At 71.4% G+C, this 24921-nt stretch carries 14 protein-coding genes; 8 read left to right on the forward strand and 6 right to left on the reverse strand.

Going from position 1 to position 24921, the window contains the following annotated elements:
* Positions 1-26 precede the first annotated feature (26 nt).
* The 3 genes from KDH83_RS06385 (at position 27) to KDH83_RS06395 (ending at position 12849) form a co-directional block, all read left to right on the forward strand.
* A complete protein-coding gene (locus tag KDH83_RS06385) occupies positions 27-11414 on the forward strand; it encodes a filamentous haemagglutinin family protein (RefSeq protein WP_212313695.1) in 11388 nt (3795 codons plus the stop codon).
* A 92-nt stretch (positions 11415-11506) separates the two neighbouring features.
* Positions 11507-12280, forward strand: coding sequence for an SDR family oxidoreductase (locus KDH83_RS06390; RefSeq protein ID WP_212313619.1), 774 nt, complete (start codon positions 11507-11509; stop codon positions 12278-12280).
* 149 nt (positions 12281-12429) lie between these two features.
* Entirely contained in the window at positions 12430-12849 is a 420-nt protein-coding gene (locus tag KDH83_RS06395; RefSeq protein ID WP_212313620.1) for a GCN5 family acetyltransferase, read from the forward strand.
* A 29-nt stretch (positions 12850-12878) separates the two neighbouring features.
* Here the strand turns inward: KDH83_RS06395 and phbB are convergent, their stop codons facing one another.
* Entirely contained in the window at positions 12879-13619 is a 741-nt protein-coding gene (gene phbB / locus KDH83_RS06400) for an acetoacetyl-CoA reductase (RefSeq protein WP_212313621.1), read from the reverse strand.
* A 29-nt stretch (positions 13620-13648) separates the two neighbouring features.
* Complete coding sequence (locus KDH83_RS06405; RefSeq protein ID WP_212313622.1) at positions 13649-14989, reverse strand: CitMHS family transporter; 1341 nt, start codon at positions 14987-14989, stop codon at positions 13649-13651.
* Between the two features lie 254 nt (positions 14990-15243).
* On the opposite strand from KDH83_RS06405, the gene KDH83_RS06410 reads away from it, so the two are divergent.
* From KDH83_RS06410 to KDH83_RS06420, 3 genes are all read left to right on the forward strand, one after another.
* The gene (locus KDH83_RS06410) at positions 15244-15942 is read left to right on the forward strand and encodes a response regulator (RefSeq protein ID WP_212313624.1); all 699 of its coding nucleotides are present in this window, start codon (positions 15244-15246) and stop codon (positions 15940-15942) included.
* 67 nt (positions 15943-16009) lie between these two features.
* Complete coding sequence (locus KDH83_RS06415; protein ID WP_249204900.1) at positions 16010-17371, forward strand: sensor histidine kinase; 1362 nt, start codon at positions 16010-16012, stop codon at positions 17369-17371.
* Positions 17361-18479: an ABC transporter substrate-binding protein gene (locus tag KDH83_RS06420; RefSeq protein ID WP_212313628.1), complete on the forward strand. Its 1119-nt coding sequence runs from the start codon at positions 17361-17363 to the stop codon at positions 18477-18479. The genes KDH83_RS06415 and KDH83_RS06420 overlap by 11 nt, the downstream gene beginning before the upstream one ends.
* A 68-nt stretch (positions 18480-18547) precedes the next feature.
* Here the strand turns inward: KDH83_RS06420 and KDH83_RS06425 are convergent, their stop codons facing one another.
* From KDH83_RS06425 to KDH83_RS06435, 3 genes are all read right to left on the reverse strand, one after another.
* Positions 18548-19795: an amidohydrolase family protein gene (locus tag KDH83_RS06425; RefSeq protein ID WP_212313630.1), complete on the reverse strand. Its 1248-nt coding sequence runs from the start codon at positions 19793-19795 to the stop codon at positions 18548-18550.
* Positions 19796-19868: 73 nt separating this feature from the next.
* On the reverse strand, positions 19869-20375 hold the full coding sequence (locus KDH83_RS06430; protein ID WP_249204892.1) for a GAF domain-containing protein: 507 nt from the start codon (positions 20373-20375) through the stop codon (positions 19869-19871).
* Positions 20372-21730: an MFS transporter gene (locus tag KDH83_RS06435; protein WP_212313632.1), complete on the reverse strand. Its 1359-nt coding sequence runs from the start codon at positions 21728-21730 to the stop codon at positions 20372-20374. The genes KDH83_RS06430 and KDH83_RS06435 overlap by 4 nt, the downstream gene beginning before the upstream one ends.
* Positions 21731-21862: 132 nt before the next feature.
* Between KDH83_RS06435 and KDH83_RS06440 the strand changes: the two genes are divergently transcribed.
* Positions 21863-22801 (forward strand): LysR family transcriptional regulator, encoded by a 939-nt coding sequence (locus tag KDH83_RS06440; protein ID WP_212313634.1) that lies wholly within the window; start codon positions 21863-21865, stop codon positions 22799-22801.
* Positions 22802-22844: 43 nt separating this feature from the next.
* Here the strand turns inward: KDH83_RS06440 and KDH83_RS06445 are convergent, their stop codons facing one another.
* On the reverse strand, positions 22845-23804 hold the full coding sequence (locus KDH83_RS06445) for a LysR family transcriptional regulator (RefSeq protein WP_212313635.1): 960 nt from the start codon (positions 23802-23804) through the stop codon (positions 22845-22847).
* A gap of 176 nt (positions 23805-23980) precedes the next feature.
* On the opposite strand from KDH83_RS06445, the gene KDH83_RS06450 reads away from it, so the two are divergent.
* The gene (locus KDH83_RS06450) at positions 23981-24904 is read left to right on the forward strand and encodes a dihydrodipicolinate synthase family protein (protein ID WP_212313636.1); all 924 of its coding nucleotides are present in this window, start codon (positions 23981-23983) and stop codon (positions 24902-24904) included.
* The last annotated feature ends 17 nt before the right edge of the window (positions 24905-24921 follow it).

A 24921-nucleotide genomic window follows, 5' to 3' on the forward strand; every position in this document is an offset into this window, starting at 1 on the left:
AGATCGCGACGCCGCGCGGGCAGACCGTGCTGGCGGCGGGTGACGATTTCTACATCCGCAAGGGCTACGGCACCGATGGCAACGTCAAGTCGACCACGGCCGGCAACGAGGTCGGCACGACGATCAAGACCGGCAGCGCGGCGGGACTGGTGCGCAACAGTGGCCTGATCAGCGCCGCCACCGGCGACATCACGTTGACCGGCCGTCAGGTGCGGCAGGACGGCGTGCTGGTCGCCAGCACCGACATCGGCGCGCGCGGCGCCATCCACCTGCTCAACCGCGCCAGCGACGCCAGCGGCAGCGTGACGCTGGGCGCGGGCAGCGTCACCGCCGTGCTGCTGGAGCCGTCCGCCGTGACCGGCCTGGAGGGCCAGCGCACCGCCGCGCTCAAGACGCTGGACGGCGTCGCCAACAACAACACGGCCGGCGTCTTCGACAACCTGAGCACGGTGGCCGACCGCCCGGACCTGCCGCGCATCGAAGTGGTGAGCGGCAACCTGGCCTCGTTCCTGGACGGCTCGACCACGCTGGCCACCGGCGGCCAGATCGCCGTGTCGGCGCGCAAGCAGACCCTGCTCGACGCCGGCGCGCGGCTGGACGTGGCGGGCGCCATCGGCGTGCGCCTGGCCATGGAATCGAACAACCTGAAGATCGACGTCCAGGGCAATGAACAGCGCGATGCACCGGTCAACCGAGACAGCAAGCTGCTCAACAACAGCGAGATCTGGATCGACCGGCGCACGCTGGTCAAGGTCCCCGGCGGCGCCAACGGCTATGCCGGCGAGCGCTGGTACACCGGCGGCGGCCTGCTGGAAGTGGGCGGCTACCTGGCCACCAGCGGGCGCACGGCAAGCGAATGGCTGGCCCAGGGCGGCACCGCCACCTTCACCGGCGGCGCGCTGGTCACCCGCGCCGGCTCGGACATCAACCTGTCCGGCGGCACGCTGGACGTGCAGGACGGGTACATCCGCCAAAGCTGGCTGCGCGGCGCCGACGGCCGCCTCTACGAAGTGTCGCGCGCGCCCGGCGACCTGCTCTACACCGGCCTGTACAAGGGCTTCGAGCAGGTGCACCAGCGCTGGGGCGACAAGGCCACGCGGGTCTTCTACAACCCCTTGATCGGCCCCCGGACGCGGTTCGAGAACGGCTACACCGTCGGCCGCGACGCCGGCGCCCTGATCGTCTCGACCGGGCAGGCCCGCCTGGACGGCGGCGTCACCGGCGAGGTCTACCAGGGCCCGCGCCAGACCGAAGCGCCGCAATGGGACATGGACGGCTATCTGCAGTCGCAGACAACCGTGGCGCGCCGCGGCCGCCTGATCGTCGGCAGCTATCTGCCGCGCTACGACGCCGACAGCGGCCAGGTGAACTGGGCTCTGGCCGCGCTGGCCGGCAAGGTATCCATCGGCGGCGGTCCGGCCGCCGACGGCGAGATTCGCCTGGACGCCGCCTGGCTGAACGCGGTCAATCCGGGTCAGCTGACCGTGGCCGCCAAGGAAAGGATCGCCGTCGAACAGGCGCTGGGTTTCGCCCCCGGCGCCGGCGTGCTGCTGTACGCGCCGCAGGTCGACATCCAGGCCGGCATCGCCGCGCAGGGCGGCCGCATCCAGGCCGGCAACGTGCTCAGGCAGGTCAATGACCGCGGCGCACTCGAGGACGTCTTGGTCCGGCCCGCGACCGGCAAGCCCGCCGGCGTCACGCTGGCGGCGGGCGCCACGCTCGATGTCAGCGGCCTGTGGACCAATGCCGCGCTCGATCCCGCCGCCTCGCCCGGCCTGGCGCGCCGCAACGGCGGACAGGTGGCACTGCGCAGCAGCGGCAGCATCGCGCTCGGCCAGGGCAGCCTGGTGGACGTGAGCGGCGGGGCCGCCATCCAGAGCGGCGGCAAGGCCCTGGCCGGCCGGGGCGGCGATGTGCTGCTGGAGGCCGGCTCGGCCGGGTCGCCCGGCGTGCTGGCGCTGGACGGCGCGCTGGCCGCGCGCGGCGTGGACGGCGGCGGCAAGCTGACCCTGCAGGCCAACCAGATCCGCGTGGTGCGCGCCGAGCAGCGCGGCCAGGCCGTGCCCGCCGGCGTGTCGGTGCTGGCGGACAGCGACTTCGCGCAGGGCTTCTCGCAATACGAACTGATCGGCACTCGCGGCCTGGAAGTCGTCGAAGGCGCGCAGCTGCGCGTTTCGATGCCGCTGCTGCGCCTGGCGCCGGACGCCGCCGCCGCGACGGACAAGACGCGGGCCCTGCAGGCCTGGACGCCGCCGCTCTACCAGGAAGACGCGGTCAAGAGCGTGCTGACGCAGCGCAAGGGCGCCAGCCTGACCCTGCAGAGCGGCACGCTGCAGACCGCGCAGAACGAGCTGTCCCGCGTCGGCCTGACGCTGGCGGAAGGTTCGCTGGTGGCGGTCGACCCGGGCCAGCGCATCAACGTGGCCGGCGTCGGCCAGATCACGCTGAACGGCACGCTGCAGGCCTGGTCGGGCCGCATCGCGGTGACCGCGCTGCGCGACACGACCATGGACGAGACGATGGCGACCGGCTCCGGCCGCTCGCTCTGGGTCGGCGACCACGCCGTGCTGGATGTGGCCGCGCGCGCGGCCACGGCGGTCAACCTCAAGGGCCAGTCCTACGGCCTGCTGCAGGACGGCGGCAGCATCACGCTGGGCGGCGTCGTCAACGTCGCCAAGGGCAACGTGGCCGCGCCGGACCTGTTCATCGTGCTGCGGCCGGGCAGCCGGCTGGACGCGTCCGGCGCCTCCGCCAGCCTGCTGGCCAACGGCGCGCCGGTGGCCGCCGCCAGCGCCGGCGGCCTGATCGCCATCAGCTCGGCCAACGGCCTGTACCTGGACGGACAGATGATCGCGCGTTCGGGCGGCGCCGGCGCGGCCGGCGGCCGCCTGGCGCTGGGGCTGGACACGCCGGAATACAAGAGCAGCGCGATCCAGGACCGGGTCAAGGCGCCGCGCGAATTCGTGCTGTCGGACAAGGCGACGGCGAGCTTGCCTGCCGCACTGGACAATCCCGCCACGGCCGCCGACAAGCTGGCCTACGGCCACGCCACGCTGGGCGCCGACCAGCTGGAGCAAGGCGGCTTCGGCGCGCTGGACCTGCTGTCCAACGGCCTGCTCAGCTTCGCCGGCGACGTCACGCTGAACCTGGGCCAGAGCCTGCGCCTGTTCAGCCGGACCCTCGCCATGACGCCCGATGCCGCGCCGACGGCCCGCGTTCGGCTGGCCGCGCCCTACATCATGCTGGCCGGCGCCACCGACGGCAACAGCCGCGAAGGCTACCAGCGGCCGCTGCCCGCGCCAACCGCCAGCAATCGCGTCAGCGAATCCGTGCTGCGCGCCGAAGCCGGCCTGATCGACCTGCGCGACAACGTCATGCTCGGCCCCCTGACCATCACGCATCCGGCCTCGGGACAGACGCGCTACACCGGCCTGGGCTTCCCCATGGCCGAACTGGTCAGCCGCGGCGACATCCGCATCCTGGGCGGCCTGGGCTCGCTGAACCGGGACTCGAACGCCGTCCTCACCACGCAGTTCGCCACACCCGGCGACCTGACGCTGACCGCCGCCCAGATCTATCCCGAGACCGGCGCCATCGTGCGCGTGGTGGCGGGCGTGGGCGGCAAGCGCGACGGCCAACCGGGTTTCGAGGCCGGCAGCCGCCTCGTGATCCGGCGCGCCACAGAGCAGGTGCCGGACACGCCCTACAGCGCCTTCGGCACGTTGCGGCTCTCGGCCGACATCATCGAACAGGGCGGCGTGCTGCGCGCGCCGCTCGGCCTGCTGGAGATCGGCGAGGCGACCACCAACGGCATCACCTCGCGCGTGACGCTGCTGCCCGGCAGCGTCACTTCCGTCAGCGGACGCGGCCTGACGATGCCCTACGGCGGCACCGTGGACGGCGTCGGCTATCAATGGCTGGGGCAGGACGTGCGCCTGACCGGCCAGGGCGGCGGGGAATACCATGGCAGCCTGTCCGTGGGCCTGCAGCTCGCCGGCCAGGCCGTGCAGGTCGGCGACAACGCGCTGGTGGACCTGTCCGGCGGCGGACAGCTGCTGGGCGCGGGTTTCATCTCGGGCCGCGGCGGCTCCACCGACGCGCGCTTCAATCCGCTGGCGCAGACCAATCCGCAAGGCGGCTTCACCCTGCCCGGCCTGTCCACCAATCCCGTCTACGCGCTGGTGCCGGGCGCGCAGCCCATGGCCGCGCCGACCGCGCCGGACGCGGGCCAGAGCCAGCCGCAGATCGGCCAGCAGGTCACCATCGGCGCCGGCGTGCCGGGCTTGCCGGCCGGCACCTACACGCTGATGCCGTCCACCTACGCCCTGATGCCCGGCGCCTTCCGCGTCGAGATCAACGGCGCGACGCCCGGCCTGGACGCCGCCGGCGCGCTGCGGCTGCGCAACGGCTCCTGGACCATCGCCGGCCGCCTGGGCAATGCCTCGGCCGGCATCGCCGACGCCGTGCCCCGGCAACTGCTGATCACCTCGGGCCAGGTGCTGCGCCAGTACTCGCAGTACAACGAAATGGACTACGCCGCCTTCGTGGCGGCCGACGCGGCGCGCCGTGGACAGCCGCGCGCGCTGGCGCCGGCCGATGCCCGCACGCTGCGCCTGCTGCTGGCCAAGGACGCGCCGGGCGAGTCCTTCAGCTTCGCCGGCCGGGCCGATTTCTCGGCCGCCCGAGGCGGCAACAGCGGCACGTTCGCGGTCGCTTCCATGAACAGCTGGCAGGACGCGTTGGAAATCACCGCGCCCGGCGCCGGCCGCAGCGCCGGCTTCACCGGCCTCTCGCTGGACTCGGCCCAGCTCAACCGCCTGGGCGCGCCGCGCCTGATGGTGGGCGCCACGCCGGCCGTGGAGTACCGGACCATCGGCAACATTGTCTACTTCGGCTACGGCACCACCCACTTCCAGAGCATCGCGCTGCGCGCGGGCGCCCAACTGACGGGCGCCGAGGTCTTCCTGGTCGCCGGCGTGCCCTCGGGCAGCATCGTCATCGAACGCGGCGCGTCCATCAACACCGTGGGACGCGGCGCGCCCGGCTTCGACTCGTCGACCGGCTTCACCTACAGGCCCGGCCCCGCCAGCGTGGTGGCGGTGTCCAACGGCTGGATCAACCTGCTGCCGCCCGATGCCGACCAGCCGCCCGTCGGCGCGGGCGCCATCCGCATCGGCGCCTGCGGTCCCGCCGCCTGCGCGGGCGAGGCGCAGCTCTATTCGGAAGGCACGATCGCCTTCGCCACCAACAAGGCCTTCGAGCTGGACAACGCCGCCCGCTACGGCGCGCGCTACCTGACGCTGGCGGTCGGCAGCGTCAATGCCGGCAGCGAGCAGGCGCTGGCCGACGCGGCCGCGCGCGGCGGCCTGTCCAGCGGGCTGATGCTGAACCAGACGCTGCTCGACCGCCTGATGGCGGGCGACCGGCAGCACGGCGCGCCGGCGCTGGAAATGCTGACGCTGGCCGTCAGCGATTCCTTCAACTTCTTCAACAATGTCATGCTGGACACGCTGGATCCGGCCACCGGCAAGTCGCGCCTGCAGACGCTGGCGCTGACCGCGCCGGCCATCTACGGCTACGGCCAGGCCGGCGATGCGGCCACCATCCGCGCCGGCAACCTGATCTGGAACGGCTCGGTCAGCGCGCCGGTCGGCGTGGTCAACAACGGCGCCGGCACCGGCCAGGGGTCGCTGAACATCGAGGCCGAGCGCATCGAGTTCGGCTACGGCCCGTACACCCAGCCCGTCGGCGGCCTGGACCAGGCGCGCCTGACGCTGGGTTTCGCCAACGTCAACCTGCGCGCCAGCGACCGCATCACCGCCAACCATCGTGGCAGCCTGAACGTGTACCAGGCGCGCGGCGCCTACGACAGCGCCGGCGGCTGGCAATACAGCGGCGGCACGCTGAACCTGCTCACGCCGCTGCTCACGGGCGAGGCTGGCTCGGTCAACCGGATCAAGGCCGGCGACGCGATCAACCTGGCCATGCCCGCCGGCGCGCAGGCCGGCGCCATACGCGGCCTGGGCGCGGAACTTGGACTGGACGCGGGCCGGCTCAACATCGACGGCCGCATCGCCCTGCCTTCGGGCAAGGTGGCGCTGCGCGCCGACCGGGCGCTGGTCCTGACCGGCCAGGCGCAGCTGGACCTGGCGGGCCGGCCCGTGCCGTTCGAGGAGCTGACCAAATACAGTTGGGGCGGCGAAGCCATCCTGGAAAGCCGCCACGGCGACATCACCCAGGCCGCCGGCAGCGTCATCGACCTGTCTGCCAGCTACAACCGCGCCGGCCGCCTGACGGCCATCGCGCTGGATCCCGGCGCGGGCCGCGTCGACCTGCAAGGGCGCATCCTGGGCAGCGCCTCGGGCGACTACGAGACCGGCGGCTCGCGCGTGCCGTATGCCCAGGGCGCCGTCGACATCCGCGCCCAGCAGCTGGATTTCACCGCGCTGAACCAGCGCCTGAACGCGGGCTCGGTCTACGGCGCGCGCAGCTTCCAGATCAAGCGCGGCGACCTGACCATCGGCGACGAAGTCCGCGCCCGCGAAGTCAATATCTCGGTCGACGCCGGCAGCCTCACGGTGGCCGGCCGCATCGACGCCAGCGGCGTCAGCGTGGGCAGCATCCGCCTGTCGGCGCGCGACGGCCTGCGCCTGGCGTCCAACGCCGTGCTGGACGCGCACGGCGCCACGCTGCGCGTCGACAGCTACGGCCAGATCATCGACGCGCCCAACCGCGCCATCGTCGAACTCAAGGCCGGCCAGGGCACGCTGCGCCTGGACGGCGGCGCGCGCATCGACCTGCGCGCCGGCAGCGACGACCCGCGCCAGGACGGCAAGCCGCGCGGCACGCTGGAACTGAACGCGCCGCGCCTGAACGGCGCGCGCGGCGGCGACATCGACATCGAGGCGCGCGGCCCGCTGGACATCCGCGGCGCGCGCAGCATCGCCGTCAACGGCGTCTGGGTCGACCGCAGCGCCAACCCCGGCACCGAAACCACTGCCGCCGGCAAGCCCTATCAGATCATCGACCAGGACTACCTGGACCGCCTGCACGACGACAGCCGCGCCTTCATCACCCAGGCGCTGGCCAACGCCAGCCTGGTCGACGGCAAGCTGGCCGGCCTGCGCCCCTATGCCGACGCGCTGCACCTGCGCCCCGGCATCGAGATCCGCAGCGCCACGCCCGACGGCGACCTGGTGGTGCAGGGCGACCTGGACCTGTCCCACTACCGCTACGCCAGCCTCAACCCGCACACCCCGCTGACCGGCGTCTACGGCTCGGGCGAAGTCGGCAACCTGGTGATCCGCGCCGGCGGCGACCTGCAGATCCACGGCAGCATCAACGACGGCTTCGCGCCGCCCCCCGACGTGAAGCAGGACGCCAAGGGCTGGCGCCTGCTGCCGGGCGTGGACTACACCGGCGGCGACATGGTCACGCCGCACGCCGGCGTGGAGCTGGCCGCCGGCACGCAGATCCCCGGCGGCGTGGTGCTGAACTACAACGTGACGCTGTCGAGCTTCACGCTGGAATCCGGCTCCGTGCTGCCCGTGACGGCGGCGCTGGCCCAGCCGCTGACGCTGCCGGCCGGCGCCATCCTGTCGGCCGCCGTGTTCAACCCGGACGGCAGCGTGGCGCTGGCCGCCGGCACCGTGCTGGCGCAGCCTCGCACGCTGGCGGCGGGCGCGAAACTGGCCGCCGGCTGGCGCATCACGACCACGACTTTCCTGGCCACCACTGACTGGCCCGCCGGCATCGCGCTGCCCAACCTGCCGAACGTCCCCTATGGCTCCAACCTGCTGACGCTGGCGCGCAACGTCATCCTGCCGCGCGGCGCGCTGATTCCGTCCGGCGCCAACGTCAAGCTCAATCCCGGCGTGCAATACGTGGACCTGCGTCCGGTCGTCAACGACGCGCAGGGCAAGGTCTGGGCCGTGGCGCCCATGCTGCCGGAAGGCTCGCAGTCCTGGTCGATGCGCCTGGTCGGCGGCGCCGACCTGGACGGCGCCGACACGCGCGCCACGCAATATGGCGTCAAGCGCGGCAACCTGGTGCTGGCCGACAACCACTATGGCATGTACGGCTTCGACGCGCCCGGCAATTTCCTGTGGACCCAGCAGGGCGCCGACGACATCGGCATGCCCTGGCTGGCCGGCACGGTGATCGACGAGCAGTTCATCAAGGACAACTTCGGCTATCCGTCAGCCGGGTCGCTGTGCCAGGACGTGCCCGACTACTGCAGCGCCAAGGAGCCCAAGGATTATCTGGCGGCTCCCGCGACCGCGCGCTTCAGCGTGCTGCGCACCGGCACCGGCGACCTGGACCTGCTGGCCGGCGGCGACCTGCGCATGCATTCGCTGTACGGCGTCTATACCGCCGGCGCCTCGTCGGCCGTCACCCAGGCCGGCGACCCGTACAACCAGTCGCGCCTGAAGGGCCTGGCCGGCACGGTGACGAACGATCCCAGCCAGGGCTTCGAGTCCTACGTCAACGGCGGCGCGCAAAGCGTCTACCGCGCCTGGTATCCGGACGGCGGCGGCAACCTGACCGTGCGCGCCGGCGCCAACCTGATCGGCGACGTGATGCTCGCCGCGCCGGCGTCCTATGGCCGGCCGGTGACATCCACCATCGGCTACAACAGCGACACGCCGGGCAACTGGCTCTGGCGCCAGGGATCCGGCTCGGCGGCAATCGGCCAGGCGCAGCCCACCGCCTGGTGGATCAACTTCGGCACTTACGTGGCCGGCGACATCAACCAGCCCGCCGACGAATTGCGCGGCTTCACCGGCTTCGGCACGCTGGGCGGCGGCAACCTGAGCATGGACGTGGGCGGCGATGCCGGCCGGCAGCAACCCCGCCCGGTCAGCGACAGCCTGCGCCAGATCAATCCGCGCAGCCAGGCCCTGGTGCTGGCGGTGGGCAGCACCGGCCCCCCGCAGGCCGCCCGGCGCCTGGCGCTGACCGGCGGCGGCGACATCGAGCTGCGCGTGAGCGGCGCCCTGAACCCGGCCCTGCCCACGCCCTACGAGTCCAGCGGCTCGGTCACCAACCTGCGCGGCCAGACCTCGTTGCAGGCCGCGTCCTTCGGCAGGCTCGATCCGCTGTACGGCGTCAAGGCGGCGCGCGACACCCGCGCCCTGGACCTGTTCCGCGCGGCCGACGTCGTGACCACGGGCGGCATCGCCCTGTACGCCGGCGACAGCGCCTTCCGCCTGTTGAGCCTGGGCGACCTGGCCATCGAGAAGGCCGACGATCCGGGCCGCGTCCCCATGCCGCTGTCCATGCCCTATGTACTGGCCAATGGCACGCCAGGCGTGTACGGCGCCAACACCTGGTTCTCGCTGTGGACCGCGAACACCGCCATCGACCTGTTCTCGGCCGGCGGCAACCTGACGCCCATCATGCCGGTGTCGCCGCTGAACGACAGCGTCGTGACCTACCCGTCGCAGCTGTCGGCCGTGGCCGCCAACGGCAGCATCTACTACAAGACCTCCGTGCTGCTGGCGCCCGGCCCCGCCGGCCGCCTGGACCTGCTGGCGGGCGACTCGATCTACGGCGGCAACGCGCCGCTCATGCGCAGCGGCGCATCGCCGGACACGCTGGCCTCGCCCTACCGCCCCGCCTTCGTCGGCATGGTGAAGAACGGCGTTTTCAACTCCGCCATCTGGGGTCCCAATACGCTGTCGCGGGATGGCTCCTACGGCGAGCGCGTGCTGTTCGCCTTCGGTTCGCCGGCAGCAGCCGCCGCCGGCCCCTGGGCGGCGTCGCGTTTCTACGCGATGGACGGCGACCTGGTCGGCGTCAGCAGCGGCCGCCTGCTGCGCTTCGGCCCGCCGGAAAACCTGAGCGGCAGGCAGTGGCACCTGGGCGCGGGCCCCGTGCGCATGCTGGCCGGACGCGACATCGTCGGCAGCGGCAGCCCCTTGGGACCGCTGGAGTCGAGCCCCTTCCCGTTCAGCTACAGCTACACCAACAACCTGTTCATCCACGACCAGGCGAGCGACGTCTCGCTGGTGCGCGCTGGACGCGACATCATCGCCGGCAGCTTCACCGTGGCCGGGCCCGGCACGCTGGAAATCAGCGCCGGCCGCAACATCCAGATGCTGGACCAGGCCGCCGTGCTGAGCTTGGGGCCGGTGGTGCCGGGCGACACCCGCCCGGGCGCCGGCATCGCCATGCAGGCCGGCCTGGGCGCGCAGGGCGCCGACTACGCCGGCTTCCTGCGCCGCTACCTGGACCCGTCCCGCGTCGCCGATCCGTCGCGGCCGCTGACCGACCAGGGCCTGCCGTTCAAGACCTACGAGCACGAACTGCTGCTGTGGCTGACGCAGGTCTACGGCTTCGCCGGCAATACCAGCGACGCGCGCGCCTACTTCGATGCGCTGCCGCCCGAGCAGCAGCGCGTGTTCGCGCGCCAGGTCTACTTCGCCGAGCTGCGCGCCGGCGGCCGCGAGTACAACGCCAAGTCCAGCCCGCGCCTGGGCAGCTTCCTGCGCGGCCGCCAGGCCATCGCCGCGCTCTTCCCGGCGCGCGAGGCCGGCGCCGACTATGCCGGCGGCATCACCATGTATGGCGGCGCGGGCGTGCAGACGCGCGCCGGCGGCGACATCCAGGTGCTGACGCCCGGCGGCGCGCAGGTCTACGGCGTGGAAGGCGCGGTCCCGCCGGCCACGGCGGGCGTGCTGACCCAGGGCAGCGGCGACATCCAGTTCTATGCGCGCGACAGCATCCTGCTGGGCCAGAGCCGCGTCATGACGACCTTCGGCGGCGGCATCCTGGCCTGGTCGGCGCAGGGCGACATCAACGCCGGTCGCGGCTCCAAGACCACCGTGGTCTACACCCCGCCAACCCGCCGCTACGACAGCGTCGGCAACGTGGCGCTGTCGCCGTCGGCGCCCGCCACCGGCGCCGGCATCGCCACGCTGGCGCCGATCGCGGAAGTGCCGGCCGGCGACGTGGACCTGTACGCGCCGCTGGGCACCATCGACGCGGGCGAGGCCGGCATCCGCGTGTCGGGCAACATCAACATCCATGCCCAGCAGGTGCTCAACGCCGCCAACATCAAGGCGCAGGGCGAGAGCGTCGGCGTGCCGGTGGCCGCCTCGGTCAACACCGGCGCGCTGTCGTCGGCCAGCGCCGCCGCCAGCTCGGCCGTCGGCGCCGCCCAGGACTCGGCGCAGCGCGCGCAGAACCAGGCGCGCCAGAACCAACCCTCGATCATCAGCGTGCAGATCCTGGGCTTTGGCGACGAGCCGACGGCGGGCGCGGCATCCAGCCCGGGGGCCGCGGCTCCCTCGTCGGAGCGCCAGGCGGCGTACCGGCGCGACGGCGCCGTGCAGGTGGTGGGCGACGGTCCGCTGGACGCCACGCAGCTGGCCCGGTTGAGCGCCGACGAGCGCAAGGCCTTCGGCCTGTAGCAAGAAGCCGGGGCGCGGCAATAAACGGATAGCCGCGCCCCGACGCCTCGCCTACCTTGGCGGCCTGACCCCGCAACCACAGGAGATCGGGCATGCAAGCATCAGGACAACTGGCCGGCAAGGTCGCCATCGTCACCGGCGCCAGTTCCGGCATCGGGCTGGAAACGGCGAAGCTCTATGCGCGCGAAGGCGCCAGCGTGGTGCTGGTGGCGCGCCGCGCGGCCGAGCTGGACAGGCTGGCCGCCGCCATCGAGGCCGCAGGCGGCCGGGCGCTGGCCCTGGCCGGCGACGTGCGTGACGAGGCGCTGGCGCGCGACGCCGTCGCCGCGGCCGTGGAACGCTTCGGCGGACTGGACATCGCCTTCAACAACGCCGGCGCCATGGGCCCGTCGCGGCCGCTGCACGAAATCGAACCGCAGGAATGGCAGGACGTGCTGCAGGCCAACCTGACCAGCGCCTACCTGGGCGCGCGCCACCAGATTCCCGCCATGCTGGCGCGCGGCGGCGGCTCGCTGATCTTCACGTCCACCTTCGTCGGCTACACGGCGGGGTTTCCCGGCATGGGCGCCTATGCGGCCAGCAAGGCCGGCCTGATCGGCCTGACCCAGGTCATCGCCTCGGAATACGGCGCGCGCGGCATCCGCGCGAACGCGCTGCTGCCCGGCGGCACCGACACGCCGATGGGGCGCGATGCCATGGCCTCGCCCGAGGCCCGCGCCTACGTCGAGAACCTGCACGCGCTCAAGCGCCTGGCCGCGCCCGCCGAGATCGCGCGCTCGGCGCTGTACCTGGCGTCGGACGCGTCCAGCTTCACCACCGGCACGGCGCTGCTGGTCGATGGCGGGGTGTCGGTGCACCGGGGCTGAGGCGGTTTTTGGCTATTAAGGGTTTACCCTTGATTCGGTTGGATTTGTGACCGTCTGAAATGGAAACCTGGGGCGCGGCGGGCGCCCCGGGCCATCAGGCTTTCTACAATCGTCCCAAATAGCGCGTCCAGCGCCCGGAATCCTCTGCCATGCCCACCTCTCTCCGCTCCGCCTTCCCCATCGCCGTCGATGCCGACCTGATCGGCGAATATCCCGCCCAGACCAAGTCCGGCGGCGGCTATTTCTACGACGCCGTGCTGGAATACCGCGTCTGGGTGCACCCGCACGACGGCGGCGAAGACCTCTACGACGGCGACGACTACTACTGCGCCTTCGCCACCTTCGAGGAAGCCAGCGCCTACTCGCGCGAGACCGCCGGGGCCGAGCAGCCGCTGGTGCTGGTGCGCCAGGACGAGTGCATCAACGAGCCAGAGCCCGGCCGCTACGAGCACCACACCGGCGAACGCCTGACCGAGTGGCGCGTGGAATGGCTGGAGGGCAGCAAGCGCACGCCCTCGTCCATCCCGGATTTCCTGCAGCGCCACGGCAGCCCGGCCCTGAACAGCTAGGGCCGGCGGGCGCGGCCAGCGCCCTCGCCTCAGCTCATGTACACGCCACCGTTGATGGCGTAATTCGCGCCCGTCACGAAGGCCGCCTCGTCCGAGGCCAGCCAGGCGCACAGCCCCGCCAGGTCCTGCGGCGTGCCCAGCCGGCCGACCGGCACGCTTTCCACGATGCGGTCCAGCAGCGCCGGCGGAAAGGCCTTGACCGTGTCGTCGGCGATGAAGCCGGGCGACACCAGGTTGACGGTCACGCCGCGCGCCGCGACTTCCTGCGCCAGCGAGCGCGTGAAGCCGATGGCCGCGCCCTTGGCCGTGGCGTAGTTGACCTGCCCGATCTGGCCTTTCTCGGCCGCCACCGAACCGATGTTGATGATGCGGCCCCAGCCCCGGTCGGCCATGCCGTCGACCACCTGCTTGGTGGTGTTGAACAGCGTGTCCAGGTTGCTGCGCAGCACCGCCGACCACTCGGCATAGCCCATCTGCCGCAACCGCATGTCCAGCATGGCGCCGGCGTTGTTGACCAGCACGTCGATCTCGCCGACCTCGGCGCGCACGCGCGCGAAGGCCGCGCGGGTCGATTCCCAGTCGGTGGCGTCGCCCTCGGACGCCGTGAAGTCGTAGCCCAGCGCCTTCTGCGCCTTCAGCCAATGGTCCTTGCGGGACGATTTCGGCCCGCAGCCGGCCACCACGCGGTGGCCGGCGCGGTGCAGCGCCTGGCAGATGGCGGTGCCGGTATGGCCCATGCCGCTGGTGACGTAAGCAATGCGCAAAGCCATGGAAACTCCTATTTCAAGGGCGCGCCGGCTCAGCCGACGCTGCCGACCAGGGGAAACAAGCCGAACGCCAGCGCCGCCGCCAGCATCACCAGGCAGATCATCGTGGCCCACTTGAGCGCGTAGCGCTGGTGGTCGCCGAATTCCACGCCGGCCAGGCCGACCAGCAGATAGGTGGACGGCACCAGCGGGCTCAGCAGGTGCACCGGCTGGCCGATCAGCGAGGCGCGCGCCATTTCCACGGCGCTGATGCCGTAGCCCTGCGCCGCCTCGCTCAGGATCGGCAGCACGCCGAAATAGAACGCGTCGTTGGACATGAAGAAGGTGAAGGGCAGGCTGACCAGCGCGGTGATGCCGGCCAGGTACGGGCCCATGGCGTCCGGGATCACGGCCAGCAGGCTGCGCGACATGGCCTCGACCATGCCGGTGCCCGACAGGATGCCGGTGAAGATGCCGGCCGCGAAGATCAGCGACACCACCGACAGCACGTTGCCCGCGTGCTGCGCCACGCGGCGGCGCTGCTCGGCCAGGTCCGGGTAGTTGATGATCAGCGCGATGGCGAAGGCGATCATGAACAGCACCGGCAGCGGCAGCACGCCCATGACCAGGCTGACCATCAGCGCCAGCGTCAGGCCGGCATTGACCCACAGCAGGCGCGGGCGGCGCAGGTCCTGGTCGACCTCGATCTCGGGCAGGTTCTTGGGACCGTCCTCGTCGTAGCCCGCGTGCAGCGTGGCGCCGTCCGGCAGCGACAGCACGCCCAGGCGGCGGCGTTCCTTCAGGCCCAGCGCGAAGGCCAGCGCCAGCAGCGCCACGATGGCCACGCCCATCACCGGCACCAGCGGCACGAAGATGTCGCCGGCGTCCACATGCAGCGCGCTGGCGGCGCGCGCGGTCGGGCCGCCCCAGGGCGTCAGGTTCATGATGCCGCTGGCCAGCATGGCCAGACAGGTCATGGACAGCGGATTCATCTTCAGGCGGCGGTACAGCGGCAGCATCGACGCCACCACGATCATATAGGTGGTCGAGCCGTCGCCGTCCAGCGAGATCACCAGCGCCAGCACGGTGGTGCCCACCACGATCTTCAGCGGATCACCCTTCACCGCGCGCAGGATGCGGCCGACGATGGGATCGAACAGGCCGGCGTCGATCATCACGCCGAAGTACAGGATGGCGAACATCAGCATCACGCCCGTGGGCGCGATCTTGCGGATGCCGTCCAGCATCATCTTGTCGATGCCGGCGCCGAAGCCCCCCATCAACGCGAACAGGATGGGCACCAGGATCAGCGCCACCAGGGGCGACAGTCGCTTGGTCATGATCAGCGTCATGAACGTGATCACCATGCCGAAGCCAAGCAGGGTCAGAAGCATGGGGGTATCTCCACGGATCGTTGTTATTCGTAGCCGCCCCGGCAAGGGGAGACGGACAGGACCGCAAGGCTAGGAATTAAAGCTGTCTGGAACCTGTCGTTTTTTGCGAGGCGCGCCCGGCGGAGGGAGCGGCCCGCCCCTGCGCCGGGCCGCCCCAAGGAAGGGCGGCCCCCTCGGGGGGCAGCAAGCGCCCTTGGGACGCGTAGCATGGGGGCAAGCCAACCCTGGCCATCCACTATGCGAAAATTGGCCGCATGCGCATCCTGGTGATCGAAGACGACGAAGACCTGGCCGACGCCATCGTGCGCCGGCTGCGCCGGCTCGGCCATGCGGTCGACTGGCAGAACGACGGCCTGAGCGCCGACGGGGTGCTGCAATACGAAAGCTTCGACCTGGTGATCCTGGATATCGGCCTGCCGCGCATGTCGGGCTTCGACATCCTGCATCGCCTGCGCGACCGGGGCAGCAAGATCCCGGTGCTGGCGCTGACCGCCCGCATCGACATCGAGGACCGCGTCCACGCGCTCGACACCGGCGCCGACGACTACCTGGCCAAGCCCTTCGACTTCCGCGAACTGGAGGCGCGCTGCCGCGCCCTGTTGCGCCGCCCCAGCGCTCAGGCCGCCGGCGTGCAGCGTTTCGGCGATCTGGTCATCGACAGCGCCGCGCGCCTGCTCACGCTGGCCGGCCAGCGCATCGAGCTGCCCAAGCGCGAATACAGCCTGCTGGAGATCCTGCTGGCCGGCATGAACCGCGCCGTCAGCAAGGACGAGATCGCCAACAAGCTGTTCGCCTTCGACGACGACGCGGCGCCCAATGCCATCGAGGTCTACATCGCCCGGCTGCGGCGCAAGCTCGAAGGCTCGCCGCTGCGCATCGAGACCCGGCGCGGCACCGGCTACATCCTGACGTGCAGCGATGACGGCAAGCCCGACGCGCCAACCGGCGGCTAAGACGGCCGGCGCGCCGCGGCCCGATGCCGGCGCCGGCCGCATCTCGATCCGCCGCCGGCTGCTGGCCATGCTGCTGGCGCTGTTCATCGCCGGCGTGGGCGGGCTCTACCTGATGGTGCGCGGCTATGCGCAGCAGACCGCCGACACCGCCTACGACCAGCTGCTGCGCGCCTCGGCGCTGTCCATCGCCGACAGCCTGCAGCTGGTCGACGACGAATGGCGCATGGACATGCCCTATGCCGCGCTGGCCCTGCTGGAGCAGGCGCCGCGCGACCGCGCGTTCTACCAGGTGCGGGCCGGCGACGGCGCGCTGGTGTCCGGCTATCCCGACCTGCCCGCCCCGCCCACGGATGGCGCGTCCGACGACGCGGCCTCATCGCAGCTGTTCAAGGCGCGCTACCAGGACCAGCCGGTGCGCTTCGCCTGGATGGAACGCAAGATCGCCGGTCCCGCCGGCACGCGCAGCGCGCGCGTCCTGGTCGGCCAGACGAGCGAGGCGCGCGATGCGCTGGCCGCGCGGGTGCTGTGGCGCGGCACGCTGGCGCTGCTGGGCTTCACCGCCGCCGCGCTGGCGCTGGCCTGGTGGGGCCTGCGCCGTTCGCTGGCGCCGATCCGCCGCATCGAGCGCGAGCTGGCCGCGCGCGGCGCGTCCGACCTGCAGCCCATCAAGGCGCCGGTGCCGGAAGAGCTGGACACGCTGGTGCATACGCTGGACGGCTTCATGGCGCGGCTGGCGGAAAACCTGGACACGCTGCGCCTGTTCATCGCCGAGGCCGCGCACCAGCTGCGCACGCCGCTGGCCGCGCTGCACGCGCAGATGGAAGTGGCGCTGGACGAGGAAGATCCGGCCGAACAGCGCCGCAGCCTGCTGGCCGTGCTGCGCAACGCCGAGAAACTGTCGCGGCTGGTCAACCAGCTGCTCAGCGACGCCAGCGTGATCCACCGCAGCAATGTGCGGCAGTTCCAGCCGCTGGACCTGTCCGAGCTGCTGGACCAGGCCGTGTACGACTCGGTGCCGCAGGCCGAGCCCGCGCCCGACGTGCGCCTGGCCCTGCCGGTCGACGGCGCGCCCGCGCCGGCCCTGGGCGACAGCCTGATGCTGCGCGAGGCCTTCAAGAACCTGATCGACAACGCGCTGCGCCACGGCGCCGCGCCCGACGGCCATATCGACGTGCGGCTGGAACGCGACGGCGCGCGCTGGCGCGTCACCGTGTCCGACCAGGGACCGGGCATCCCGCCGGCCCTGGCCCATGCCGCCTTCGAGCGTTTCGTGCGCGGCCCCAATCCGCGCTCGGCCGGCGCCGGCCTGGGCCTGTCCATCGTGCGCCGCGCGGTCGACAGCCACCACGGCGAGCTGCAACTGAGCAACCGCGTGGGCGGCGGGCTGGACGCCGTCATCCTGCTGCCGGCGCTGCCCCATGAAAGCTGACACCCTCCCGCGCCGGCTGGCGCGCGCGCTGTTTCTTCCGCTGCTGCTGCCGCTGCTGCTGCCGCTGGCCCTGACCCTGGCCCCGCCGGCGCGGGCCCAGGCCGAACCGCCCAACACGCTCGCGCTGGGCCCGGACGGATCCGCCAACGTGCTGGTGGTGCATGCGTCCAACAGCCTGCCCGTGTTCCGTGGCGTGCTGGAGGACTTCCACCGCATCCATCCGGCCCTGCGCCTGGAATACACCGAACTGCCCACCCAGGCGCTGTACGACGGCATCGTCGCGCGGCGTCGCGACGCGGCAAGCGAAAAATCCGGCCCGGACCTGGTCATCAGCAGCGCCATGGACCTGCAGACCAAGCTGGCCAACGACGGCTACGCGCTGCCCCATGACTCGCCCGAGACCCGCGCCCTGCCCGCCTGGGCCAACTGGCGCGACGAGGTCTTCAGCACCGGCACCGATCCCATCGTCATGGTCTACGACACGCGCAGGCTGGACGCGGCGCGCGCGCCGCGCACCCGCCGCGCGCTGCTGTCGCTGCTGCAGGCGCCCGACCGGCCGCTGGCCGGCGCCGTGTCGACCTATGACGTCGGCGCCAGCGCCATCGGCTACCTGGCCGCCACCCAGGACACGCGCCTGGACAGCATGGCGCCGGCGCTGCTGGCGGCGCTGGGCCAGAACGGCGCGGCGCTGTATGCGTCGTCGGACGACGCGCTGGACATGCTGGAGCGCGGCGACACCACGCTGGCCTACAACGTGCTGGAGTCCTATACCCGCCACCGCATCGAACGCGGCGCGCCGCTGGGCATCATCTACCCGCGCGACTACACGCTGATGCTGTCACGCGCCGCGCTGATCCCGCGCCAGGCGCCGCGCCCGGACCTGGGCGCGATGCTGCTGGACTACCTGCTGTCGCCGCGCGGCCAGCACATGATCGCGCAGGCTTCCGGCATGCGGCCGGTGGGCGATTCGGTGGTGCCGGCCGCCGGCGTGCGGCCGCTGGGCCTGGGCGTGGGCCTGCTGGTGTACCAGGACACGCTCAAGAAGCGCCATTTCCTGGACCTGTGGCGGGCGGCGGTCAGGCCCGCGAGCGACGGCGCCAAGCCCTAGCGTGCTGTCCCGAGGATGCGCACGCACCCGGGAAACAGCACGCCAAGCCGCCGCCCCTCGCCGCCCGCTCAGGCGGCCAGCTCGTCGAACTGCACCTTGCCGTTCTGCATCACCAGCGGGATGTGCTCGCCCTGCCCCAGCAGGCAGGACACGTCGCGCAGCGGATTGCCGTCCACCACCAGCATGTCGGCGCAGGCGCCCGGCGCGATGACGCCCAGCTTGCCCTCCATGCCCAGCACCCGCGCGCCCACCTGCGTGGCGCTGGCGATCACGGCCGGCGCGCCCAGCACCTCGGCGCGCAGGCGGAATTCCTCGCTTTGCAGACGGTGCGACGGGCCCAGCAGGTCGGTGCCGAAGCCCATCGGCACGCCGGCGTCGCGATAGATCTCCAGCGAATGCAGGCCGGCGTTGCGCACCTGCGCCACCTTGGCCACGCTGTCGGCCGGCAGGCCCAGGTCCGCGCCCTCGTTGGCCAGGGCCTCGTAGGTGATCAGCGTGGGCACCACATAGGCGCCCTGCTCGGCCATCAGCCGCGCCGCCTCGGCGTCGACCAGGTTGCCGTGCTCGATGGTGCGCACGCCGCAGCGCACCGCGCGCGAGATCGCCTCGGCGGTGTAGGCGTGGGCCAGCACATAGGTCTGGCGGGCGCGCGCCTCGGCGACGATGGCGCGGATTTCGTCCTCGGAATAGCCCCAGGCGCCGACCGGATCGGTGGGCGAGGCCACGCCGCCGGACGCCATGATCTTGATCTGGTCCGCGCCCATCTGCAGCTCCTGGCGCACCGCGCGGCGCACCTCGTCCACGCCGTCGGCCACGCGCGCCAGTGCGCCCACCCGCACGCAGCAGGGGCACGGCGACTCGCCCGGCATGAAGTCGCTGCGCGGACGGCCGTCGCCGTGGCCGCCGGTCTGGCTCAGCGCCCGGCCCGACACGAACAGGCGCGGCCCCTGCACCAGTCCCTGCTCCACCGCCACCTTGAAGGCATGGCCGGCGCCGCCGGCGTCGCGCACGGTGGTGTAGCCCCGGCGCAGCATGTCGCGCAGGATCGGCGCCGAGCGGAACGTCACCAGCACATTGGGCATGGCCATCTGCTGCGGCAGGTTCAGCTGCACCGCGATCACATGCACGTGCAGGTCGATCAGGCCCGGCATCAGCGTCTTGCCCTTCAGGTCGATGACGCGCGCCGACGCGGCCGACAGCGGCCGGTCCGAGACTTCCTTGACCAGGCCGTTCTCGACCAGCACGTCGTGGCCCTCCAGCAGCTCGGGCCGGGCGGGATCCAGCAGCGCGGCGTTCTTGAACAATGTGCTTTCCATGATGCTCCCAAACATTGGCAAGTGAAGGACCGGGCGTATCAGCCCGGCCCATGGATGTACGAAGGCTCCGCGCTCAGGCGCAGCACAGCGCCGGCAGCACCAGCTGCGCATAGGGCCGGCAGGCGATGGCGTCGTCCGGACCGTACCAGCGCTCGGCGTGCAGCAGGTTGAGCGAGCCCCAGGTGCGCCCGCGCCAGCGGATCGGCACGTTCAGCACGCTCTGGCAGTCCAGCGAGGCGATCAGCGCATGATCGGCGAAGACGCTGCGCAGGTCGTCCGACGTGTAGCCGATGTAGCACTCGCCGCGCGCCAGCACCGTGTCGGTCCACGGCCCCGGCATCACGGTCTTGCTGCCGCCCGCGGGATAGGCGTCGGGCAGGTTCGAATACAGCCGCGTGGCCACGCCGCTGCCCGGGTCGTAGGACAGGATGGTGAACAGCCGGTGGCCGATCTCGCCGGCCAGCGCGTGGTCCACGGCGGCGAACACGGCCTGCGGCTGGGATGGCGCCTCATGGGCGCGCGCCACGGCGTTCAAGGCCGGCACCGCCACGGCGGGACGGAAGGGGCGTGCGCCGCTCATTTCGCCTCTCCCGCCGCGATGGCTTCCAGCGAGCGGCCGCGCGTGGGCACGCCCATCACCAGCACCACCAGCGCGCCCAGCACCAGCGTCACCGTGGTGGTGCCGAACACGCCCAGGAAGCCGAAGTTCGGATACAGATAACCCACCAGCACGGGCGAGGCGATGGCGCCCAGCCGGCCGATGGCCGAGGCCAGCCCCGCGCCGGTGGTGCGCACCGCCGTCGGAAAGACCTCGGCGGTGTAGGCATAGACGCCGGCGTAGGTGCCGTTCATGAAGAAGGACATGATGATGCCGGCCAGCATGATCTGGCCGTCCGTCTTGGCCAGCGCCAGCCCCAGCGCGCCCGCGCCGCCCAGCAGCATGTAGCTGGCGATGGTGGCCTGGCGGCCGATCTTCTCGTTGAACCAGGCCGCGCTGAAATAGCCCGGCACCTGCGCGCAGTAGATCGCCAGCGAATAGCCGAAGCTCTTGGTCATGCTCATGCCGCTCTCGACCAGCAGGCCCGGGATCCACACGAAGAACGAGTAGTAGCTGAAGGTGATCGACAACCACATGATCCAGGTCATCAGCGTGATGCGCGTCTGCCGGCCCTGCAGCAGCAGCGCGAAATTGGACCAGGGGCTGACCGCGCCGCGCGGCGGCGCCTCGGGCTCGGGCCGGGGCTCGGCCAGCGTGGCGCCGCGCCGCCTGAAATCGGCCTCGATGCGGTCCAGCACGGTCTCGGCCTCGGCGGTCCGGCCACGGCTTTCCAGCCAGCGCGGCGATTCCGGCAGCGCGCGGCGCCACCACAGCAGCATCACCACCGGCAGCGCCGTGATCACCAGCACGATGCGCCAGCCGCTGGCATGCGCCGGCACGATGAAATAGCCCAGCAGCGCCGCGGCCACGAAGCCGAACGAGAAGAAACCCGCCAGCGCGCCGGTGAAGCTGCCGCGAAAGCGCCGCGCCACGAACTCCGCCAGATAGGGCGCGATGATGGCGCTTTCCGCGCCCGTGCCCATGCCGGCGATCACCCGCGCCGCGAAGAACGGCGGCCAGCTGTCGACCCAGGCGCTGACCAGCGAGGCCACGCAGTACAGCGCCAGCGCCCACATCATCACCGCGCGCCGGCCGATCAGGTCGCCCAGCGTGCCGGCCAGCAGCGCGCCGAAGAAGAATCCGATGAAGGTGCTGCTGCCCAGCAGCCCGATCTGCACGCTGGTCAGGCCCCACTCCACCCGCAGCACGGGCAGGATGAACGCCAGCACGGCGGCGTCCATGGCATCGAACATATAGCCCAGGCCGCCCATCAGCAGCAGGTGTTTGTGAAAGCGCGCGAACGGCAGGCGCTCGATGCGCGCCGAGATCATGGACATGCGGAATTCCCCTTGCAATCGACGGCTTCAGCCGTGCTGTTCTTGACCAGGAACCGCATGATAGGCATGCGCAAATCTATCTATCCAATTTATAGTTATGATGCCCCACATCACCAATGTGAATGACTTCCCATGAGCTTCCGCACGCTGGATCTGAACCTGCTGAAGGTCTTCGAGGCCTTGATGACCGAAGGCAGCGTGACACGCGCGGCCAATGCGCTGTGCATGACCCAGCCCGCCGTCAGCAATGCGCTGGCGCGGCTGCGCGACAGCCTGGACGACCCGCTGTTCGTGCGCGCCGGCAACGGCGTCATTCCCACCCAGCGCGCCGCCGTGCTGTGGAGCGAGCTGGGCGAGGCGCTGGACCGCATGCGCGGCGCGCTCGACGCCGAAGCCTTCGACCCGGCCCGCGCCACGATGGAATTCAGCCTGTCGATGTCCGACTACATCGCGGGCATCGTGCTGCCGCCGCTGTTCGGGCGGCTGGAGCAATCGGCGCCGCAGGCGCGCGTGCGCGCCGTGCCCAACACGCTGCTGGAAATCCCGGAACAGCTGGAAGACAACCGCGCCGACTGCGTGCTCAGCGCCTACGTCAACGAAGCCCAATACCCGGGCCACATCCGCTCGCGCTCGCTCTGGCTGGTGGAATACGCCTGCTTCATGCGCCACGATCACCCGCTGGCCAGCATGAAGCGCCTGAGCACGCGCGCCTTCCTGTCGGCGCGCCACGTGGACGTGAGCCTGGGCGGCCAGACGCTGCCGTCCTACGACATGTACCTGTCGGCGCGCGGCCTGTCGCGCGACGTTGCGGCGCTGGTCAACCACTACAACGTGGCCTATGAAATGCTGCGCCACACCGACCTGATCGCCGTGCTGCCGCTGCACCTGGGCGCGCTGACGCCGCATGCGCGCTATCTGCGCGCCATGCCCCTGCCCATGCACGCGCCGCCGCGCACCATCACGCTGTTCTGGCACCAGCGCAACGACACCGTGCCGGCCCAGCGCTGGCTGCGGCGCACGCTGGTGGACCTGTTCGCGACGGGCGAGAACATGGCGCAGGACGCGGGCTGAGGCGGACGGACATCGCGGCCCGCGCCGGGTCCAGTCCGCCCGCTCAACCCGCGACCAGCTCGGCGCCGCGCGCGTCCGCAACCGGCGCCGGCTCGGCCAGCGCCATCAGGTATTGCCACAGCCGTTCGGCCTGCGCCGCCAGTTCCGCCTCATGGCGCAACAGCATCAGGCGCAGCGGCAACTCGAACGCCGCGCCGCCGGCCGGCACCAGCCGGCGCGCGTCCAGGTCGGCGCGTACCAGCGACAGCGGCAGCCAGGCCACGCCCAGGCCCGACAGCGCCATCAGCCGCAGGCCGTCGGTCAGGCTGGCGTTGTGGCTCTGGCGCAGGTCCAGGTCCAGCCGGTCCAGCAAGGGCCGCAGCGACCAGCCCAGATGGCATTCGTCCGCATAGCCCAGGAACGACACCGGCCGTCCGCCCGCCTGCGCCAGGTCGTACAGCGGTCGCCCCGCCGCGTTGGGCGCGCTGACCGGCAAGAGGCGTTCGCGGCCCAGCTCCAGCGCGCGCAGGCCATCGGCGGACAGGCCCAGGCGCCGCGCCACGGTCCCGCCCTCGTCGAACAAGGCCACGGCGTAGTCGGCCGCGCCCTCGTCCAGCATGGCCAGGCATTCGGGCAGATTGTCGGATTCGACGCTGAATTTGGCGTCGCGGAAATCGCTGTGCAGCCGGGGGATCCAGTCGGGAAAGAACACCGCCGACATGATGTGGGGCGCGCAGAAACGGATGCGCTGCTGGCGGTCGCGCGCGTCGCTGCGCACCGATTTGCGCAGCCCTTCCAGCGCATACACGACCTCGGTCGCCACGGCCTGCAACCGCTGGCCGGCGTCGGTCAGTTCCAGCGCCGCCTTGCGGCGGTCGAACAGGGGCGCGCCCAGCCACTGCTCCAGCCCCTGGATGCGCCGGCTCAGGCCGGACACCGAGACATGGCAGCGCTCGGACGCGCGGCTGAAACTCCTGAACTGGCACAGGACCAGGAAATCCTTCAGCGCGACGAGGTCGATCATTTGCGTATTCCTCAAAGGAAACCACGCCGACGAGTGTACGTCTGGCAATCGATTCCAGGGAGCGCTTTCGATTCAAGAATTTTGCGGATTTCGCAAAACAGAAAAGCAATCCGGCAACCCGGCGCCAGACGCGCGCCGCTACGATGCCTCAACCGTCCACCGACCAGGCCCCGACCATGACGCAAGCTCCAGACCACCGCCCGCCCGGCGTCCTCGCGCCCGTGCTGACGCCGTATGACGAGAACCTCCGACCCGACCCGAGGCGCTTTGCCCGGCTGTGCCTGTGGCTGGCGCGGCAGGACTGCGGACTGGCGATGTTCGGCACCAATTCCGAGGGCAATTCCTTGTCCGTCGAGGAAAAGCTGGGCCTGCTGCACGCCGCCATCGAGGCCGGCGCGCCGGCCGCCGGCATGCTGCCCGGCACCGGCAGCTGCGCGCTGCCCGACGCGGTGCGCCTGAGCCGCGCCGCCGTCGATCAGGGTTGCGCCGGCGTGCTGGCGCTGCCGCCGTTCTACTACAAGACCGTGACCGACGACGGCCTGTATGCCTTCTTCAGCGAACTCATCGAGCGCGTCGGCGACGCGCGGCTGCGCGTGTACCTGTATCACATCCCGCCCGTGGCGCAGGTGGGCTTTTCCCATGCGCTGGTGGAACGGCTGCTCAAGCACTATCCCGGCATCATCGCCGGCATGAAGGACACCGGCGGCGACTGGACCTACACCGCGCGCACCATCGAACAGTTCTCAAGCGCGGGCTTCGGCGTCTACGCCGGCACCGAGACGCTGCTGCTGGACACGCTGCGGCTGGGCGGCGCGGGCTGCATCTCGGCCACCGCCAACGTCAATCCCGGCCCCATCGTCGCGCTGTCCCGCAGCTGGCGCGAGGCCGACGCGCGGGCTCGTCAGGACGCGCTCAACACGCTGCGCGGCGCCTTCGCCGCCTATCCGCTGATCGCCTCGATGAAGGCCGCCGTCGCCGACGCCAGCGGCGACGAAGGCTGGAACCGGCTGCGCCCGCCGCTGGAGGCGCTGAATCCCCGGCAGCGCGCCGCGCTGCGCGAGGCCTTGCGCAGCCTGTCGTTTTCCATGGACGGACTCTGAGCGGCCCGGCGCGACGC

Origin of the sequence: Achromobacter sp. Marseille-Q0513 (assembly GCF_018195695.1) — a bacterium.
Classification (GTDB): Bacteria; Pseudomonadota; Gammaproteobacteria; order Burkholderiales; family Burkholderiaceae_B; genus Achromobacter.